This is a genomic window from Arthrobacter sp. 10T425, assembly GCF_056393985.1.
Window position 1 is genome coordinate 1 of record NZ_JBFTGZ010000007.1, and the last position, 17,580, is coordinate 17,580.

Below are 17,580 nucleotides of genomic sequence, written 5' to 3' on the forward strand. Positions count from 1 at the left end.
ACGTGTGGCCGGTGGGGGTGGTGAGTTCGATGGTGTGCCTCGCGCCGATGCTCGAGGCGGATCCGGGTGCGGCTTCGGGGCTGGGGCGTGCTTTCCAGCCGGGGGTTTCTTTGGTGTGGTTGCAGGCTTCGCAAAGTCCGGCGGCGTTGTCCGTGGTGGTCGGGCCGCCGGTGTGCCAGGGCACGATGTGGTCCAGGTGGCGGATGGGCGCGTCGCAGTACGGGGTGCGGCAGGTGTCGTCTCTGGCCTGGATGAAGCGGCGGTGCCCGGGCGGGAAGAGCCGGGCGCGGGAGTCCATCCCCACGAGCTCGCCGGTGCCGGGGTGGGTGTAGAGCCGGCGGAGCCAGAGGTTGAACGCGGGGTCATTGGCGCTCCCGGCGGCGCCGCCCGGTCCGGGGGGACGGCCGCCCTCGCCGCTGTGTGCATCCTTTGTGCCGTTGATGAGGGTGCGGGCCCAGCCGGCCGGGACGGTGCCGTAGCCGGGGAGCCGGGCGGGTGCGGAGTCTCTCGGCAGGAGGGTGCGGTCGGTGATGACGAGCTGGATCTCGACCCCGCTGATCCCGCCGGGGGTGCCGGTGGTGCGTTCGACCAGGGCATCGGCCATGAGCTGCCCGCGGCCCCTCGGGTCCCCGGCGGCGCGGAGGGTGTCGGCGTGCCCGGTGAGGGTCTTGTAGACGGCGACGCCGGCGGTCACGGGCAGCAGGGCGGTCAGGCAGGTCATCGCATCGGGGGCCGGGCGGAGGCTGACGTGCCGCTCGGTGGCGGCGTGCGCGGCGCGTTCGGTGACGGAGCGGGGGTCACGCCGGTACGCGGCGGCCCGGGCCGCGGCGACCAGGGACCGGTCACCGGCCCCGGCGAACGTCCCGGCGTCGGCGGCGAGGTCGGCGTCGACGGCGGCCCGGTCCGCGGCGGTCAGGCAGGCGGTTTCACGGACGAGCAGGGTGGCGCGCCATTCGTTCAGCTGCCCGGTTTCGAGCGCGGTGAGGGTGTGCGGCATCTCGGTCACGAGGGCTTTGGCCAGGCCGAGGAGCCGGCCGCCCCTGGCGGGGGATTCGTGCCGGGCCAGGGCGATCTGCGCACCGATCCCGGTGCCGAGATTCTCGGGCGGGACCCCGAGCCGGGCTTGTTCGCGGCGTTGGAGCAGGTCGAAGGCCACGGCGAGCCGGGCCTGTTCCGCGGACGCGGCGGATTTCCAGTCTTCCAGTTCCCGGATCCGGTCAATGATCCCGGCACTGTCCGTGGGCGGACAGCCTAAGTCCACCGGCCCGGCGGCCAGCCGGCCCGCCAAGGCCGCGGAGGCTGCCTCCCTGGTGCCCGGAATGGCGGCGGCATCGCCCGCGGCGCGGCTGAAGCCACCGTCGCCGTATCCTGCCGGAGCCACTTCGGGCCCCTGATTGCCGTCCATGAATCCAGTGTTTCAGAGACCCCCGACAATAACGCGCCTGTACTCCTCAGCCGAAGCTAGGCGTCACGGATTGCCGGCGGACTCAGCGGTTGCGGTAGTAGTCCTTCCAGACCAGGCGATGGAGGGGGATCACCCGCGGCAGCGACCGTAGTCCGGGGATGAACGGCAGCAGGGCCAGCAACGCCGTCAGCACGAACATCGTGACGACGACGAGGGCATCGGCATTAGGCGAGCTCTTGAACGGTTCCACTTGGTAAAGGAGCGAGAAGAGCCACAACCAGGACTGCCCAGGCGTATCGCCGGTTTCGTTCATCACGCCCCACTGATCCCCCGAGAGGTGTTGGCTGGCCGCAAGATCCGGGAAGTAGCCGCCGTCGCCCAAAAAGAGGAGGCCGCGCGTGTAGTCCATGTTGTAGAAGTTTCCGCCGCTTTGCAGCACGCCGTCCAGACTGCCTTGGCGCGCCATCTCCAGCAGCGCTCCCGTCAGTGCAGGGACCGGGCCATAGTCGCCGTCGCCCACCTGGGCCGGGTCGTTATCCGGCGCAGCGGCAAGGGCGTCCGAATAGGCAGCTGCCCAGGCTGAGCGCTGCTGATCCGTGGCGGCCGTCCAGCTCGCCAGCTCTGCCGGCGGCGACGGCAGCGTCGCCAGCGGGGCGATCACGAAGTCATTGGCGGTATCAACCGGGAGGCGGACGCCGGAGAGGCTTTGAAGGTCCACGGGGCCGATGTTCTGCGTCGCGTCCGGGGTCGAGTTGTAGGGCGGCCCGTATCCGGCAGTATCGCTGGTGCCGGCCAGTTCCTTTGCAGCGGTGCCAACGAAATCCGCCGGGGCGGCCGTGGCCCACGCCTTGAGGCTCACGCTGGGCTCATCAGGGGACCCGAAGATGGCGGACACACCGAGCACGAGCAGGCCGACCACCACAACGCCGATGATCAGTTCCTTGATGAGGTCATATTCGCGGACGCTGCCCGTCCAGGGCCGGCTGGCAACGTCGTCTGCCTTCCGCCAGGAGGTACTGCTGTTTTTTCTGGTCATTGCACTGCGCCCCCGGATTCTGTGCCCCTGGGTTCGGAGGCCTCCGGAGGTTCGGTGGCCTCCGGAGGTTCGGTGGCCTCCGGGCGGTTGTGAAGCAGCTGGGCGTCGGACTCCGCGGCATCCAGTGGAGGTGCAACGCCGTGGACCCGGACCAGCAGGACGTGCAGGACCACCACAGCGCCCACGGCCAAGGGCAGCAGCGTGACGTGCCAGGTGAAGAGCTGACCGACGTTGGCCACATTGAACCAAGCGCCTACTCCGACCGCGTTCAGCGCATCCTTCGCTTCAAAGGCAATCCACTGCGAATCGAAGTTCGTCTGGAGCAGATACCCGGTGAAGGCCGCCACGATGGAAACGACAAAGGAGATCACGCCGGTGATCCAGGTCAGCACCCGGCCCCCGCGCCAGGCCGCCATCCAGAATTTCAGCCACAGGTGCACCACCATGAAGATGAAGAAGAACTCCACGCTCCACAAATGCGTGCTGTTGACGAAACTCCCCAGCGAGGACACGTGATACCACTGGGGTCCGTTCAGTCCCAGCACGATCCCGGAAACGATGATCCACAGCAGGGACGCGATGGCCCCCATGCCGAATACGTACGCCCAGGATGCCACGAAGCTTGGCTGGTCCTCGGGCAAGAGTTTGTCCGGCGGAAGCTTCCTCAGGAGCCACCGGCGGGCCCTGCCGGTCAAGGTGCGGGCGTCTGTTTCATCGACCTGCGCACCGTGTCCCGGTGTTGCGGGGGCAGTCATTTCCGCCGCTTCCCTCCGGGAAAAGGCAGGACCAAGGCCAGGATGAACAAGATGATCATCACGACGATCACGATCAGGTTTCCGGATTGGATGGTGAAGCCGTCCCAGCCAAAATATGTTCCATCACCAACCATGCCAACGCTTGCCACGAGCCATCCAGACATGAGCTGCTCGATTCTTTTTAGGATGCCGGTTCAACTCCACCACTGTCACGTATCCGCAGACAGGGTCTTCTGCCCCGTTTAGGCGCCCTTCCGGGACCCCGTGTTGCTGTGCTGCGGTGGATTAGGCTGGAGCCGTGACCCGCCTCATTCTTGCCTCCCAGTCCCCCGCCCGCACCAAGCTGCTCCACAACGCCGGCATCGCCCACGAGGTCCTCGTCTCGGACGTGGATGAGGACGCCGTGCAGGCCCGCTACGGCGTGACGGATCCGCATGACACGGCCCTGTTGCTTGCCCGGGCCAAGGCAGAGGCCGTCGCGTCCCTGCCCGAGGCGGACGGCGCAATCGTGATCGGCTGCGACTCGGTCTTCGAGTTCGACGGCGAGGCCCACGGAAAGCCCTACACGGCCGACGTCGCCCGGGAGCGTATGCTCCGCATGAGCGGCAGCATGGGCGTCCTGCACACCGGCCACTGGCTCGTGGACTGCCGCGACACGGCCGTCGCAGACGCTGACACAGACGCAGACGCAGACACCAACGACGACACAGACGGCGACGACGGCGCGCGCGGCACCGGCGCCACCCTGGGCTCGGTGTCCTCGGCCGAGGTCCACTTCATGGAGATGAGCGCTGACGAAATCGAAACCTACATCGCCACCGGCGAGCCGCTCCAGTGCGCCGGCTCCTTCACGATCGACGGCTACGGCGGGGCGTTCATCCGCAAGGTCGACGGCGATCCCCACACCGTCGTCGGGCTCTCCATCTCCACCCTGCGTGCCCTGCTCGGCCAGGCGAATGTGGGCATCACCGAGCTCTGGACCGGCGGGGCTGTGGACCCGGCGGACGTCCGCGCCGAGTAACGACGGAATGCGTGGCGGAGTGAGCCAATTCGCTGCCCTTTGTGGCAACCCTACAAAGGAAGGGCCGTATACGCGCGGAATCCGCAAGTAATATCGGCGGAACCCTCAAAACCGCGCTAGGCTCCCTGAAGGAAAGAAGGAGACGCCTTGTCAGCAAATTCGGAGCAGTCCGCACCCACCGTGCCGGGATCAACGCAGTCATCTACAGCCGAGGGCATCCGCCGGCTGACCAAGGTGCTGATCGCCAACCGCGGAGAAATTGCGGTGCGCATCATCCGCGCCGCCCGCGATGAAGGCATCACCTCGGTGGCGGTCTACGCGGACCCCGATCGCGACGCGCTGCACGCCCGGCTCGCGGACGAGGCCTACGCGCTCGGTGGCAACACCGCCGCGGAGTCCTACTTGGTGATGGACAAGATCATCGACGTCGCCCGCCAGTCCGGCGCGGACGCCATCCACCCCGGGTACGGGTTCCTGGCCGAGAACGCCGAGTTCGCCGCCAAGGTGATCGATGCCGGCATTACGTGGATCGGCCCCTCCCCCGCAGCGATCTCTGCCCTGGGCGACAAGGTCCAGGCCCGCCACATTGCCGAGAAGGTTGGCGCCCCGCAGGTTCCCGGCACCGCCGACCCGGTCGAATCCGCCGAGGAAATCCTCGACTTCGTGGACAAGTTCGGCCTGCCCGTCGCCATCAAGGCGGCCTTCGGCGGCGGCGGACGCGGCATCAAGGTGGCCCGCACCCGCGAAGAAATCCCCGAACTCTTCGAATCCGCCGTGCGCGAGGCCACCGCCGCCTTCGGCCGCGGCGAGTGCTTCATTGAGCGCTTCCTGGACGCCCCGCGCCACGTCGAGACCCAGTGCCTGGCCGACGCCCACGGCAACGTCGTGGTGGTCTCCACCCGCGACTGCTCGCTCCAGCGCCGGAACCAGAAACTCGTCGAGGAAGCCCCGGCCCCGTTCCTCACCGAGGAACAGAACCGCCGGCTCTACGAATCCTCCAAGGCCATCCTCAAGGAGGCGGGCTACCTCGGCGCAGGCACCTGCGAATTCCTCGTCGGCCAGGACGGCACCATCTCCTTCCTCGAGGTCAACACCCGCCTTCAGGTGGAGCACTGCGTCTCCGAGGAAGTCACCGGGATCGACCTCGTCCGCGAACAGTTCCGGCTGGCCCGCGGCGAGGAGCTCGGCTACGGCGACCCGGAAGTCCGCGGCCACTCGATCGAATTCCGCATCACCGGCGAGGACCCGGGCCGGAACTTCATGCCCGCCCCCGGCACCATCACGGTACTGAAAAACCCCACCGGTCCCGGTATCCGCGTCGATTCCGGCGTGGAGCAGGGCGATGTCATCAGCGGCAACTTCGACTCCATGCTCTCGAAGCTGATCGTCACCGGCGCCACCCGCGCCCAGGCCCTGCAGCGCTCCCGGCGGGCACTGGAGGAAATGGTGGTGGAGGGCATCCCCACCGTCATCCCGTTCGACCTCGCGGTGGTTTCCAATCCCGATTTCGCACCGGCCGAAGGCCCCTTCAAGGTCCACACCCGCTGGATCGAGACGGCCTTCGTCAATGACATTCCGGCCTGGACCCCGACCGGCACCGAGGCTGAAGCGGCCGACGCCGGTGACCGCCAGCGCGTCGTCGTCGAGGTCGGCGGAAAGCGCCTGGAAGTCGTGCTGCCGGCGTCGCTGGGCTCAGTCAGCAACGCCGCAGGCGCCAAGCCGGCCAAGGCCAAGAAGCGCTCCCGGGGTGGCGGCGCACCCGCGGCCGCGAGCGGCAACGCCCTGACCTCCCCCATGCAGGGGACCATCGTGAAGGTGGCAGTCGCCGAGGGTGACACGGTCGCCGAGGGCGATCTCGTCGTCGTGCTCGAGGCGATGAAGATGGAACAGCCGCTCACCGCCCACCGCGCCGGGATCGTCATCGGCCTCGCCGCAGCGGCCGGCGAGACCGTGTCCGCCGGCGCCATCATCGCCATGATCGAGGACGGCGCCGCGGAGTAAGCGCACACGGCACGGCGACGGCGGACGGCAGGCGCCGCTGCCGGCCGCGGGCGCGCCTCTGGCGCGTCCGCGACCGGCCAGTAGAGACTTGGAGTGTGAAGCCATTCCTGCTCCTCGCCTCGCGCGCGGAAGACACCGCCGCCGAGGACGAATACCGCGCCTACCTTCGCTACTGCGGTCTCCGGCCCGAGCAGCTCCACCGCATCCGGATGGAGGCCGCCCCGCTGCCCGCGCTTGAGTTGTCCGACTATTCGGGCGTCATTGTGGGCGGCAGTCCCTTTACTTCCAGCGACCCGGCCGAGCACAAGAGCGCCACCCAGCACCGGGTGGAGCGCGAACTCGCCGGGCTGCTGGACAGGATCGTGGCCGAGGACTTCCCGTTCCTCGGCGCCTGCTACGGCGTCGGCACCCTCGGACTGCACCAGGGCGCCGTGATCGACCGGACGTACGGTGAAGGGCTCGGCGGCGTCACCATCAAACTGACGGCGGAGGGGCTGCAGGATCCCCTCCTGCGCGGGCTGCCGGAGAGCTTTACGGCGTTCACCGGCCACAAGGAAGCCTGCACCGTCCTGCCCTCCCATGCGGTGCTGCTGGCCAGCTCGGCCGCCTGCCCGGTGCACATGTTCCGGATCAAGACCAACCTGTACGCGACGCAGTTCCACCCCGAGCTCGATGCTGAAGGGCTCGTCACCAGGATCGATATCTACCGCCATGCCGGCTACTTCCCGCCGGAATCGGCCGAAATGCTCATGGATGACGCCCGGCAGTTCACTGCGACAGAACCGATGAAGATCCTGCGGAACTTTGTGGAGCGCTACGCGAGCTGAGCCCCGCCAACGCTGAAGCCTGGCCCCTGAGCCCCGCCAACGAAGAAGCCCGGTGTGTTCAATGAACACACCGGGCTTCCTCTGTCAGGAAAGAGGGCCGGACGTCAGGCTACGTTGTTGGTGTAGTCGAGGTCCCGGGTTTCCTTGCTCACGAACAGGGCGATCAGCGTCAGCACCGCCATGGCGGCGAGGTAGACACCCACCAGCACGGTGCTGCCACCGGCCAGTTCCCAGAGCCAGACGGCGATGAACGGAGCCACGGCAGCGCCCAGGATGCTGGAGACGTTGTAGCTGATGGCGGAGCCGGTGTAGCGGACATTGCCCGGGAACAACTCCGGCAGGAGCGCACCCATGGGACCGAAGGTCAGGCCCATGAGCGAGAAGCCGATGATCAGCAATGCCATGGCGCCCACGAATCCGGCGCTGAACAGCGGAACGAACAGCAGGCCGAAGGCGAGGATGCCGAAAGTTACAACAATCAGCATCTTGCGGCGGCCGAATTTTTCGGCCAGCGGGCCGGAGACCAGCGTGAAGATACCGAAGAATACGACGCCGGCGATCAGCATCCAGAGGAAATCGTTCCGGCTGTAGCCCAGGCCCGGGACGAACGCAGCGGCAGCGGCCTCGGTCATCGGCTTGCCGGCCTTTTCGGCGGCGGCCTTCGCCGTGTCCAGACTGGACGCCCGGGTGCCGTAGGTCAGCGTGAACGTGGTCATCAGGTAGAAGAGCACGTAGGTGGCGAGCATGATGAACGTGCCCAGGATCAGCGGACGCCAGCTGGTCTTGAAGACCCGTGCCAGCGGCAGCTTGGCAACCTCATTGGATTCGAGGACCTTGGTGAAAGCGGGGGTTTCGATCAGCTTGAGCCGAACGTAGAGGCCGATGATGACCATGACGGCACTAAGCAGGAACGGCACCCGCCAGCCCCATTCCATGAAGGCCTCCGGCGTCAGGGTGTAGCTGAAGACCAGGAAGATCACGTTGGCGATGATGAAGCCGATCGGGGCCCCCAGTTGCGGGAACGTGCCGTAGATGGCGCGCTTGTTCGACGGGGCGTTTTCGGTCGCCAGCAGCGCCGCACCGCTCCATTCGCCGCCGAGGGCCAGGCCCTGGCAGAAGCGCAGGACCACGAGGAGTGCCGGGGCCAGGAAGGTCCAGCCCGGGACGGTTGCCGTCGGCAGGCAGCCGATCAGGAAGGTGGCAACGCCCATGGTCAGCAGCGAGGCCACGAGCGTGCCCTTGCGGCCGAACTTGTCACCGAAGTGGCCGAAGATGACCGAGCCGAGCGGGCGGGCGATGAAGGCGACGCCGAACACGGCGAAGGATGCCAGCAGCTGGGTCGTCTCGTTCTGCCCGGGGAAGAAGAGCTTCGGGAAAACGAGCACGGCCGCGGTGGCGTAAACGTAGAAGTCATAGAACTCGACGGTGGTACCGATCAGGCTGGCGACAATCACGCGGCCGCGCGAATTCACCTGCTTGGTGGACCCATGCTCCGCGGAGGTGGCAGTGGATGACATGTAGTAACGCTTTCATGAAGACCGGTCGGATATTTCCCCAAGAGCCCGATGCCCGGGGCCGCCGGCTAGGGATTCGTATACGTCTGATAATAGTTCCCACCGTCCAGTCAATGGACAAATAGTCCGCTATTTGGACTCCGTGTCGTTGTCTCACGTGGTGGTCGTCACACCTATTCTCACACCGTCATAAAAGCCCCGATAGGCAAAAGTCACAGCGCGTTAATAAACCGCGTCCGTCCCGGAAACGCGGCGTCCCTACCTTTGAAGGACATCACCCCCAAGGAGGTCTCCCAAGTGACTGCTGAACGCACCGCCGAAATCGGCACCGCAGAGGTCGGCGCCGCCAGTACCGGCGGCACCCTTACCCTCGACCACCGGCCCGGCCGCTGGATCGCCAACTGGGATGCGGAAAACAAGGAGCAGTGGGAGTCGGCCGGCCGCTCGATCGCCCGGCGCAACCTGAACTGGTCCATCTTCGCCGAGTTCCTGGGCTTCGTGGTCTGGCAGCTGTGGTCGATCGTGGTGGTCCAGCTTCCCTCCGCCGGCTTCAAGTTCTCTACCAACGAGATCTTCTGGCTGATCTCCATGCCAAGCCTCGTCGGCGCCACTCTCCGGATCCCCTACACGTTCATGGTTCCCCGCTTCGGCGGCCGCAACTGGACCATCGTGTCCGCCCTGTTGCTGCTGATCCCCACGATCGGACTGGGCCTGTGCGTCGCCAACCCGGCCACCCCGTTCGGCGTCATGCTGTTCGTGGCCGCGCTGGCCGGCTTCGGCGGCGGCAACTTCGCCAGCTCGATGGCGAACATCACCTTCTTCTACCCCGCACGGGAAAAGGGCTGGGCCCTGGGCCTGAACGCCGCCGGCGGAAACCTCGGTGCCGCCGTCGCGCAGCTGGCCGTGCCGATCGCCATCACCCTGCTGGCAGCCGGCACCGTGAACCTGCCCGTCGCAGGGTTCATGTGGGTTCCGCTGATCCTGCTGGCGGCCTTCGGTGCCTGGAAGTACATGAACAACCTCACCAGCGCCAAGGGCGACGTCGCAGGTTCGCTGGCCGCGGTCAAAGAGCCGCACCTGTGGATCATGGCGCTGCTGTACATCGGCACCTTCGGCTCCTTCATCGGCTTCGCCGGCGTCTTCCCCAAGCTCATCAAGGACTACTTCCCGGCATTCTCATCCATCTCCGTCGGCACCGTGGCCCTGTCCCTGGCCTTCCTCGGCCCGCTGGTCGGCTCCCTGGCCCGCCCGTACGGCGGACGCATGGCGGACCGGATGGGCGGGGCCCGCATGACCGTCGCAGCCTTCGCCGCCATGGCCGTCATCACCCTCACCATGCTCTGGACCCTGCCGCTGAAGAACTTCTGGCTCTTCCTCTTCCTGTTCCTGCTCCTCTTCACCGCCAGCGGCTTCGGAAACGGCGCCACCTACCGCATGATCCCGATCATCTTCGCCACCTCCAGCCGGGCCGCCCGCGCCGGGGCCAGCACGCACACCACCCAGCGGCTCGCGTCCTCGGCCCTCGGCCTGATCTCGGCCATCGGCGCCTACGGCGGATTCATCATCCCCCAGGTCCTCAACGCCTCCAACACCGCCAGCGGTTCCTACACCTCGGCGTTCTACGGCTTCGTGGGGGCCTACGTGCTGATGCTGGTGGTCTGCTGGTTCTGCTACATCCGCAACGCCAACCGAAATGCGATGGGACACGTCTAACATGACCAAAAGCGCCGCCACGCACTGCCCTTACTGCGCTCTGCAGTGCGCCATGACGCTCACATCTCCAGCGGCTCTGACCCCGGCTGTCCAGCCGGGGTCAGACCCCGTAGACGCTGCACCGGGCCCCGCCACTACCCCAACGTCCGCGCCGCTCCTGACAGTCGCCGGACGGGACTTCCCCACCAACCGCGGCGGCTTGTGCCGCAAGGGCTGGACCTCCGCCTCGTTGCTGGACCACCCGGGCCGCGTCACGGAGCCCCTGCTGAAGGGCGCCGACGGCGTCCACCACCCGGTCAGCTGGGACGAGGCCCTCATGCGGATCGTCTCCGCCGTAAAGCAGGCCCGCCTCGAGCACGGGGCTGACGCCGTCGGCGTGTTTGGCGGCGGCGGCCTCACCAATGAGAAGGCCTACCAGCTGGGCAAGTTCGCCAGGCTGGCTTTGGGCACCTCACGGATCGACTACAACGGGCGGTTCTGCATGTCCTCGGCCGCCGCGGCCGGCATGCGCGCCTTCGGCCTGGACCGCGGGCTCCCGTTCCCGCTCGCGGACCTCGACACCGCCAGCACCATCCTGATGCTCGGCTCCAACGTTGCCGAGACCATGCCGCCCTTCGTCCAGCACCTCCAGGGGGCGCGCGACGCCGGCGGCCTGATCGTCGTCGACCCCCGGCGCTCCGCCACCGCCGCCTTCACCTCCGACGGCGGCGGGCTGCACCTGCAGCCGCTGCCCGGCACCGACCTCGCCCTGCTCCTGGGCATCTCCCACGCGGTGATCCACGAGGGCCTCGCCGACGCGGGATACATCGCGGACCGGACCACGGGTTATGACGCCGCGGTCCGCAGCGTCGGAAGCTTTTGGCCCGAACGGGTCCAGTCGATCACCGGCGTCCCCGCCGGGCTGATCCGTGAAACCGCCCGGCGGCTGGCCGACGGCGCCGGCAAGGGCGGCAGCTACATCCTCACCGGCCGCGGCGTCGAACAGCACGTGGACGGCACTGACACCGCCACGGCCGCCATTAACCTCTCCCTCCTGCTGGGCCTGCCGGGCTCCGCGCGCAGCGGCTACGGCACGCTCACCGGCCAGGGCAACGGCCAGGGCGGCCGCGAACACGGCCAGAAGTCGGACCAGCTCCCCGGCTACCGGAAGATCACCGATCCCGCCGCCCGCGCCCACATGGCCAGGGTCTGGGGCGTGCCCGAACCCCTGATTCCCGGCCCCGGCCTTCCCGCCGTCGAACTCCTCAAGTCGCTGGGACAGCCCGACGGCGTCCGGTGCCTCTTCGTGCACGGCGCCAACGTGGCGGTGTCCGCGCCGGACGCGAACGCCGTGATCGCGGGCCTGCGCAGCCTGGACTTCCTGGTGGTGTGCGACTTCTTCCTCTCCGAGACCGCCGCCGAGGCGGACCTGGTCCTGCCCGTGACCCAGTGGGCCGAGGAAGAAGGAACCCTCACCAACCTCGAGGGCCGCGTGCTCCGCCGCCGCCGGGCCCTCACTCCCCCGCCCGGTGTCCGCAGCGAGCTGTGGATCATGACCCGGCTGGCCGAAATGCTGCACGCGCCGTCCACGTTCAGCGAGGATCCGGAAACAGTGTTCGAGGAGCTCCGGCTCGCGTCCTCCGGCGGCCTGGCCGACTACTCCGGGATCGACTACGCCATGCTGGACCGCGGCGAGGCCGCCTACTGGCCCTACCCCGCCGGGAGCGCGGGCACGCCGCGGCTCTTCCTGGACGCCTTCGCCCATGCGGGCGGCCGGGCAGTGTTCACGCCGGTGACGCCCCGGCGTCGTTCTACTTCTGCGGGCGTCCCGTCCGCGGCGGACCGCCGGGAGGACCAGCGGGCCGACCGGGCCGGCGACGATCGTCCCGGCACGCCGATGACCCTTATTACCGGCCGCCTGATGGAGCACTACCAATCCGGCGCGCAAACCCGCCGGGTGGCCGCCCTGGCCGAGGCACAGCCGGAGGCGCGGCTCCAGCTCCACCCCGCCGCGGCCGCCGCCCAGGGCATCGCCGACGGCGACTACGTCTCGATTTCCAACGAACGCGGCGTGGTCAGCTGCCGCGCCGAACTGAGCACGGACATCCGGCCGGAGACGGTGTTCCTGCCGTTCCACTTCCCGGAGCTCGAGAGCGCCAACCGGCTCACGGAGGCGGCCACGGACCCCATTTCCGGGATGCCCGAGTTCAAGACCAGCAAAGTGTGGATCCGCCCGGCAGCTTCCCTGGATGCCCTGGCCGGCATGCACAGCGGCGTTCCAGCCCGCGTTCTTCAAGCAGAGGAGACCTCATGACTGAGCGGATTGTGGTGGTGGGCTTCGGGCCCGTCGCCGCGAGGCTGATCGACGAGCTGCTGCCGGCCGTGCGCAGCGGCATCGCACACCTGACCGTGGTCGGCGAAGAGTCCGAGGCGGCGTACAACCGAGTGCTGGTGGCGGATCTTGGCGTCGGCCGGACGACGCCGGCCGCGCTCGCCCTCGCGGACGCGGCGGCACTGGTGGCCGACGGCGTCGATGTCCGGCTGGGCGTCCGCGTCCGCCGCGTGGACCGTGCCCGGCAGCAGGTCTTGTTGAGCGACGGCACCTCCCCCGGCTACGAGCGGCTCGTCTTCGCCACCGGTTCACGGCCGGTCATCCCCAACCTGACCGGGCTCAATCCGGACCCGGCCGCGCCGGTGCTGCCGCCGGGCGTGACCGCCCTGCGCGATCTCCGCGACGCGTCCGTGTTGCACTCTGCCGTGGCCGGCGGCAAGCGCGTGGTGGTCCTGGGCGGCGGTGTGCTGGGCCTGGAGACGGCCCTCGCCGCGGCTGAGGAAGGCGCCACGGTGACCGTGGTGCACAACGGCCCGCATCCTTTGGGCCGGAACATCGACCGCGGCGGCGGCGCCGTGCTCGCGGCGTCCCTGCGGAACTGCGGCGTGCGGGTGGCCGGCAACGCCCGCTCGGTCGGCGTCGAACACAACGCGCCCAACGGCGGTTTCTCCGCCTTGTTGCTGGATGACGGCTCCGCGATCGACGGCGACCTCCTGGTCCTCTCCTGCGGTGTCCGGCCGCGGACCGAACTGGCGGAGGGCTGCGGGCTCTCCACCGGTGCCGGGATCCTGGTGGACCACAAGCTCCGCGCCCACCACGAGCCCCACATCTTCGCGATCGGCGACTGCGCCGAGGTCCGCTGCCCGGACCCCGAGTGCGTTCAGTGCCGGACTGCGAGGGGACCCTCCGGGCTGGTCGGCCCTGGCTGGCGGCAGGCCGAATGGCTCGCCGACTATCTGACCCTGCTGGCGTCCGGCGCCGAGGCGGAGGCCGAGGCTTTGCCGTCCCTGCCGGCGGAACTGCCGGGCGTGATTGTGCTCAAGGCCCGCGGCATGAACATGGCCGTGGCCGGGGACGTGTCCGCAGATCCCTGGGACGAGGAAGCCTTGAGCTCCGGGGCCGTGAACGGCCGGCCCCGGCTGCAGATCGCCCAGTGGGCCGATCCCGAGCACGGCCGCTACGTCAAGATGACCACCCGCGCCGGCGTGCTGGAAGGGCTCGTGGCCGTGGGCATGCCGCGAACCTCGGCCGAGCTGGTGCAGCTCTTCGAACGCGGCGCGGAACTGCCCGCCGACAGGTCACTGCTGCTGCGCCTGGACGGGCCGGACCAGATCGCTTCCGCGGGTGCCGCCGACCCCGCCCGGACCGTCTGCCGGTGCGCCGGCGTCAGCGGCACGGCGATTGCTACGGCCGTGTCCGAGGGCTGCGGAACGGTGCCCGAGGTATCGGTGTCCACCCGCGCCGGCACGGGCTGCGGCGGCTGCCACGAGGACATCAAGGGCATCATCGAGGCCCACTTTCAGGGGGCGGCTGCCTGATTTCTAGCTCGCAGCGCTGTCGAAGTACTTCTGCCACTGGGCGTGCTCGCGGCCAGCTTCCAGCCGGCGGTTCGCGGTCCACCTGGGCAGGTATGCGGGCGCTGGCATCTCGCGGGCAGGCTTGGACTTGTGCGTGGGCTCAGGCCGGGCCTGCACAGGCTTGGGTCTGGGGCGGGACTGGACCGACCTGGCCACAGGCCGGGTCTGGACGGCCTTCCGGGTGTAACCCGGCCGTGTGTCGGCCGCGTGGTGCCTCATCCAGGCCACAAGCGCCCAAATGGCGAGTCCTGTCAGGGTGAGTTGCCAGTATGTGACCAGTATCCCGATGATGACCAAGATCAGAAATAGAGCGGGGATCCACATGACGACATTATGCCTGTGCGGCACGCCCGGAGGTAGAGGCCTTTCTCCCCCGATTGCCCGCACGGGAGTTGTCGTCCGTATAGTCCCCTGAGGTTCCCGCTGCAGGGTTGACGCTCTGACCCACCCCCCTCAAGACGCGATGGGCCGGCGCCAGAGTTGTTGAGTCATAGGTGCATGCTAAGTCACGGCAGGACTTGCCACCGGCAGGAGGATACGCCATCCCATTCGTGAAAACTGCACGTTGTCCGCCGCGACGCGGAGGGGTCGGCATCGTGGCTGGGTGGTGGAGGTGCAGAACCTGTCCGCACGGATTTCGGCCAGGAGCTGAGTCGTTTCCGCATCGGGCAAGTCCGAACATTGTTCAGACACACCGCAGTAGTACCGGGCACGCTTCGTTATCTGGCGCTAGTTGTTTTAAACTGAGGGCATTAAACCCCTTCGAGGACTGGTTGCCCGTGGAGACAGTATTCTTCCTGGTCGTAATTCTCATCGCAGTGTGGATCCTGCTCGGCCTCTTGCTGAGACTCAAGAAGAGAACCCACCGCAAGGGCTCCAATTACTACGTGCCCACCTTCAAGGCCAACTTCGACACATGGGAGAGTAAATGGACCATGGACCGAAAGCTGCAGGAGAGGTGGGATAAGGCACGGTGGCAGCAGGAGTTTAACCGTCCGTAACTTTGGAGCAGGCGGTCACCATTCCCCCGAAGAGGAACATTAAAGCCGCGGATGCTGTGAAGCGCATTCATGACCGCACGGGTCACCCTGCGGACGAGGTGCATCCCATTCCCCTCTCGGTATAGTGCGTCCGGCCACCCCGGCCTGCGGGGCAGGCCAAGTTGCCACATACGGTTCGGCTGTCCCACGCCATCTGGGTTGAACAATAATCGGGAAGCCCGGAGTTCAGGGCACTCAGCAACTCCACTAGCTCCGAAGCGGGCCTTTCTCCCCTTGGCACGGCCGAGGGGCGGGGCTGCAATGAACGTAGGTTCCGTTCAGCCGCAGGAGGCATCCCATGAACGTCCCGGTCATTTTGGCGCTCGGCGCGATCATTGTGTTCGCCGTCGTGATGGGCGTTGTCATGTCGCGCGACAAGGATCCGCAACGGCGGGCGGCCGCGCTGACGCGCACCGGAGCGGCCGTCATGGCGGCGTTCACCATCATCGGGGGAATCTTCATCGGCGGCTTCGCGATGCAGGACCCGGGCGGAACAACCGGAACGCTGATCACGCTCGCCTGGGTGGTTCCGATGCTCATCCTCGCGGTCTCGGCCTGGTTCTGGCCGGCGGCAACCGCTCCCCTGCTGCTCGCCCTCGCCTCGGCCTTCATTGCCGCGTGCGTGTGGCTCGCCTTTGACCCCGCTGCCCTGAGCGCCTTCCTCAACGACAACGGCCCCCTTATCGCCGTCAGCGTTCTCGCGCTGGCGTTCCCGGCCGCAATCCTCGGCCTGAAAGTTACCGCACTGGCCGGCTGGCTGCTGGTGGGCCTGGGGGTGTTGCCGCTGTTGATCACGATCATCGGAAGGTCGGGTGCGGTCGGATCGCTGATCGCGGCCAGCCTGGTTCCCCTGGCCTGCGGGATCGCCTATCTGCTGTCCGTCCGGATGGCCAGGACGGGTTCGACGTCGGGAACCATCCACCCCGCGGCCGCCTAAGGCTGCCGCACCGCCGCCAAACCCGGCCGCGTAACGCAAATCGGGCCGCGGGCCAACGGCGGGTAGCATCGGGGCCATGAGCGCCGACGACGACGACATCACCGAAGAACTGCTGGCCGACGCCCGGAAGCTGACCGGGTTGAGCCTGGAACTGCTTGGGCTCGACCCCCACCCGGACGACATGACAGCCGAGCAGCGGCTCCAGTTTGATCCCGAGGACCTGGCCGAAATGGCCTCCGTCTCCTCCGAAGACCGGCGCAAAGCCGTGGGCCAGACCCGTCTGCTGGCCGGACTCCTGTGGAACTCGTCCAGCATTCTGATCGACCAGTTGTTCCGCGATCTCGGAACGCTCAGCACGCTGGATGTTCTCACGCCGGCCGACATCGCCGGGACCTCCGTCCTGTCCTCGCTGCCGCCACAGTTCGCCGCCAGCTACGACGCGAAGTTCACCCAGAAGTTCATCGTGGTCGCGGCCGACGTCACCGCGTCGCTGGTCCGGGGCTGGGCCGCCCCCGGCTGCCTTGCAGCGGAACTAGCCGTCCGCTGCCTGCTCGATCAGGCGGAAATCACCGAGGACATCTACGAACTGGATCTTCCGGAGGACTGGCGGGCCGACGTCGAGGAAGTCCTGTTGGAGGATGCCGACAGTGACGCGCTCTACTCCGACAACCTTGACGTTCTCGAGGACGACGCCGCAAGTCTGGATTTCGAGCAGTGGTTCATACCCTTCACCCCCGGCGACACTGTTCCGCCGTACGCCTACTCCTGAGCCCTATGGCTGGGCGGGCGGCTCGGCGAACCGGGCCAGGAAGTCCTCCGTGAAGCGCCGGACGCCGTCCCACTCGGTGTACACGTAATCACGGGACGTGTCCGTGTCCGGGGATCCTTTGTCGCTGGCGATCTTCTTCATGACGTGCTTCTTGATGAACCCGTAGTGGGTATAGAGCACGGCGCCGGCGAACAACCCGACGTGGGCGGGCCGCCAGCCCGTGTCCTGCTCGAACTTCTCCACGTAGCCCTCCGCGGTCTGCTCGTCTCCGTGTGCGGCCATGCTCACCGAAACCAGGGCCGACGGCAAGCGTTCGAGCTCACCGCGGTTCTTCTTCACGAAGTCTGCGACGTACCCCTCGTGTTTTCCCACGTGCACCGAGGCCGCCACGATCACGCCGTCATAGCCGCCCGGAAGAGGGTCCGGGGAATGCTTGAGGTCCGCCGTCTCCGCCTGGTGCCCGTTCGCCCGGACCACCTCGGCGATGTACTCCACGATCTGCGCGGTTTGTCCTTCGACGGTCCCGTAGGGGATATAGATTTTGGCCATGTGCCAAGTTGACCTCGCCCGGCTGTGACGCACTACGGCCGAAGGTCCCGCGGGCGGCGACGCACGGCCCTCTTGACGCCCGCACTCTTGACGGCGGCGGCCTACCGACATGAGATGGACGAAGG

Annotated in this window: 15 protein-coding genes; 9 read left to right on the forward strand and 6 right to left on the reverse strand. The window is 67.6% G+C overall.

Translation table 11 applies throughout. From position 1 onward, the window contains the following. From AC1DDH_RS09850 to AC1DDH_RS09865, 4 genes are all read right to left on the reverse strand, one after another. The coding region (locus AC1DDH_RS09850; RefSeq protein WP_476955338.1) for an HNH endonuclease at positions 1-1,405 on the reverse strand (1,405 nt) is incomplete at its 3' end. 82 nt (positions 1,406-1,487) lie between these two features. Further along, positions 1,488-2,441, reverse strand: a complete 954-nt coding sequence (locus AC1DDH_RS09855; protein ID WP_476955339.1) for a hypothetical protein — start codon at positions 2,439-2,441, stop codon at positions 1,488-1,490. Continuing rightward, complete coding sequence (locus AC1DDH_RS09860; protein WP_476871288.1) at positions 2,438-3,196, reverse strand: cytochrome b N-terminal domain-containing protein; 759 nt, start codon at positions 3,194-3,196, stop codon at positions 2,438-2,440. Before AC1DDH_RS09860 ends, AC1DDH_RS09855 begins: the two co-directional genes overlap by 4 nt. Beyond that, entirely contained in the window at positions 3,193-3,360 is a 168-nt protein-coding gene (locus AC1DDH_RS09865; protein ID WP_223914108.1) for a hypothetical protein, read from the reverse strand. Before AC1DDH_RS09865 ends, AC1DDH_RS09860 begins: the two co-directional genes overlap by 4 nt. Before the next feature lie 134 nt (positions 3,361-3,494). On the opposite strand from AC1DDH_RS09865, the gene AC1DDH_RS09870 reads away from it, so the two are divergent. The 3 genes from AC1DDH_RS09870 to AC1DDH_RS09880 all read left to right on the forward strand — a co-directional run bounded on the left by AC1DDH_RS09870 (position 3,495) and on the right by AC1DDH_RS09880 (position 7,045). Beyond that, positions 3,495-4,217, forward strand: a complete 723-nt coding sequence (locus AC1DDH_RS09870; RefSeq protein WP_476871287.1) for a Maf family protein — start codon at positions 3,495-3,497, stop codon at positions 4,215-4,217. Positions 4,218-4,364: 147 nt separating this feature from the next. Then, a complete protein-coding gene (locus AC1DDH_RS09875) occupies positions 4,365-6,218 on the forward strand; it encodes an acetyl/propionyl/methylcrotonyl-CoA carboxylase subunit alpha (RefSeq protein WP_476955340.1) in 1,854 nt (617 codons plus the stop codon). Between the two features lie 95 nt (positions 6,219-6,313). Continuing rightward, a complete protein-coding gene (locus AC1DDH_RS09880) occupies positions 6,314-7,045 on the forward strand; it encodes a glutamine amidotransferase (protein ID WP_476955341.1) in 732 nt (243 codons plus the stop codon). A 104-nt stretch (positions 7,046-7,149) separates the two neighbouring features. Here the strand turns inward: AC1DDH_RS09880 and AC1DDH_RS09885 are convergent, their stop codons facing one another. Continuing rightward, positions 7,150-8,562, reverse strand: coding sequence for an MFS transporter (locus tag AC1DDH_RS09885; RefSeq protein ID WP_476955342.1), 1,413 nt, complete (start codon positions 8,560-8,562; stop codon positions 7,150-7,152). 318 nt (positions 8,563-8,880) lie between these two features. On the opposite strand from AC1DDH_RS09885, the gene AC1DDH_RS09890 reads away from it, so the two are divergent. The 6 genes from AC1DDH_RS09890 to AC1DDH_RS09915 all read left to right on the forward strand — a co-directional run bounded on the left by AC1DDH_RS09890 (position 8,881) and on the right by AC1DDH_RS09915 (position 16,906). After that, positions 8,881-10,272 carry an MFS transporter gene (locus AC1DDH_RS09890; RefSeq protein ID WP_476849155.1) on the forward strand — a complete coding sequence of 464 codons (1,392 nt, stop codon included), beginning with the start codon at positions 8,881-8,883 and terminating at the stop codon, positions 10,270-10,272. Between the two features lies 1 nt (position 10,273). Further along, positions 10,274-12,565, forward strand: coding sequence for a molybdopterin oxidoreductase family protein (locus AC1DDH_RS09895; protein WP_476955343.1), 2,292 nt, complete (start codon positions 10,274-10,276; stop codon positions 12,563-12,565). Next, entirely contained in the window at positions 12,562-14,121 is a 1,560-nt protein-coding gene (locus AC1DDH_RS09900) for an FAD-dependent oxidoreductase (protein WP_476955344.1), read from the forward strand. Before AC1DDH_RS09895 ends, AC1DDH_RS09900 begins: the two co-directional genes overlap by 4 nt. 818 nt (positions 14,122-14,939) lie before the next feature. Continuing rightward, positions 14,940-15,161, forward strand: coding sequence for a hypothetical protein (locus AC1DDH_RS09905; RefSeq protein WP_230009052.1), 222 nt, complete (start codon positions 14,940-14,942; stop codon positions 15,159-15,161). 337 nt (positions 15,162-15,498) lie between these two features. Beyond that, entirely contained in the window at positions 15,499-16,137 is a 639-nt protein-coding gene (locus AC1DDH_RS09910) for a hypothetical protein (protein WP_476871283.1), read from the forward strand. Between the two features lie 76 nt (positions 16,138-16,213). Next, positions 16,214-16,906 (forward strand): hypothetical protein, encoded by a 693-nt coding sequence (locus tag AC1DDH_RS09915; RefSeq protein WP_476955345.1) that lies wholly within the window; start codon positions 16,214-16,216, stop codon positions 16,904-16,906. A gap of 3 nt (positions 16,907-16,909) precedes the next feature. Here AC1DDH_RS09915 and AC1DDH_RS09920 read toward each other — a convergent pair whose 3' ends face one another. Continuing rightward, the gene (locus AC1DDH_RS09920) at positions 16,910-17,455 is read right to left on the reverse strand and encodes a flavodoxin domain-containing protein (protein WP_476955346.1); all 546 of its coding nucleotides are present in this window, start codon (positions 17,453-17,455) and stop codon (positions 16,910-16,912) included. Positions 17,456-17,580 lie beyond the last annotated feature (125 nt).

Bases quoted from the DNA above. Each gene is read 5' to 3' on its own strand.
- AC1DDH_RS09855 (WP_476955339.1), bottom strand. From the start codon at position 2,441: ATGACCAGAAAAAACAGCAGTACCTCCTGGCGGAAGGCAGACGACGTT.
- AC1DDH_RS09860 (WP_476871288.1), bottom strand. From the start codon at position 3,196: ATGACTGCCCCCGCAACACCGGGACACGGTGCGCAGGTCGATGAAACA.
- AC1DDH_RS09865 (WP_223914108.1), bottom strand. From the start codon at position 3,360: ATGTCTGGATGGCTCGTGGCAAGCGTTGGCATGGTTGGTGATGGAACA.
- AC1DDH_RS09885 (WP_476955342.1), bottom strand. From the start codon at position 8,562: ATGTCATCCACTGCCACCTCCGCGGAGCATGGGTCCACCAAGCAGGTG.
- AC1DDH_RS09895 (WP_476955343.1), top strand. From the start codon at position 10,274: ATGACCAAAAGCGCCGCCACGCACTGCCCTTACTGCGCTCTGCAGTGC.
- AC1DDH_RS09900 (WP_476955344.1), top strand. From the start codon at position 12,562: ATGACTGAGCGGATTGTGGTGGTGGGCTTCGGGCCCGTCGCCGCGAGG.
- AC1DDH_RS09910 (WP_476871283.1), top strand. From the start codon at position 15,499: ATGAACGTCCCGGTCATTTTGGCGCTCGGCGCGATCATTGTGTTCGCC.
- AC1DDH_RS09915 (WP_476955345.1), top strand. From the start codon at position 16,214: ATGAGCGCCGACGACGACGACATCACCGAAGAACTGCTGGCCGACGCC.
- AC1DDH_RS09920 (WP_476955346.1), bottom strand. From the start codon at position 17,455: ATGGCCAAAATCTATATCCCCTACGGGACCGTCGAAGGACAAACCGCG.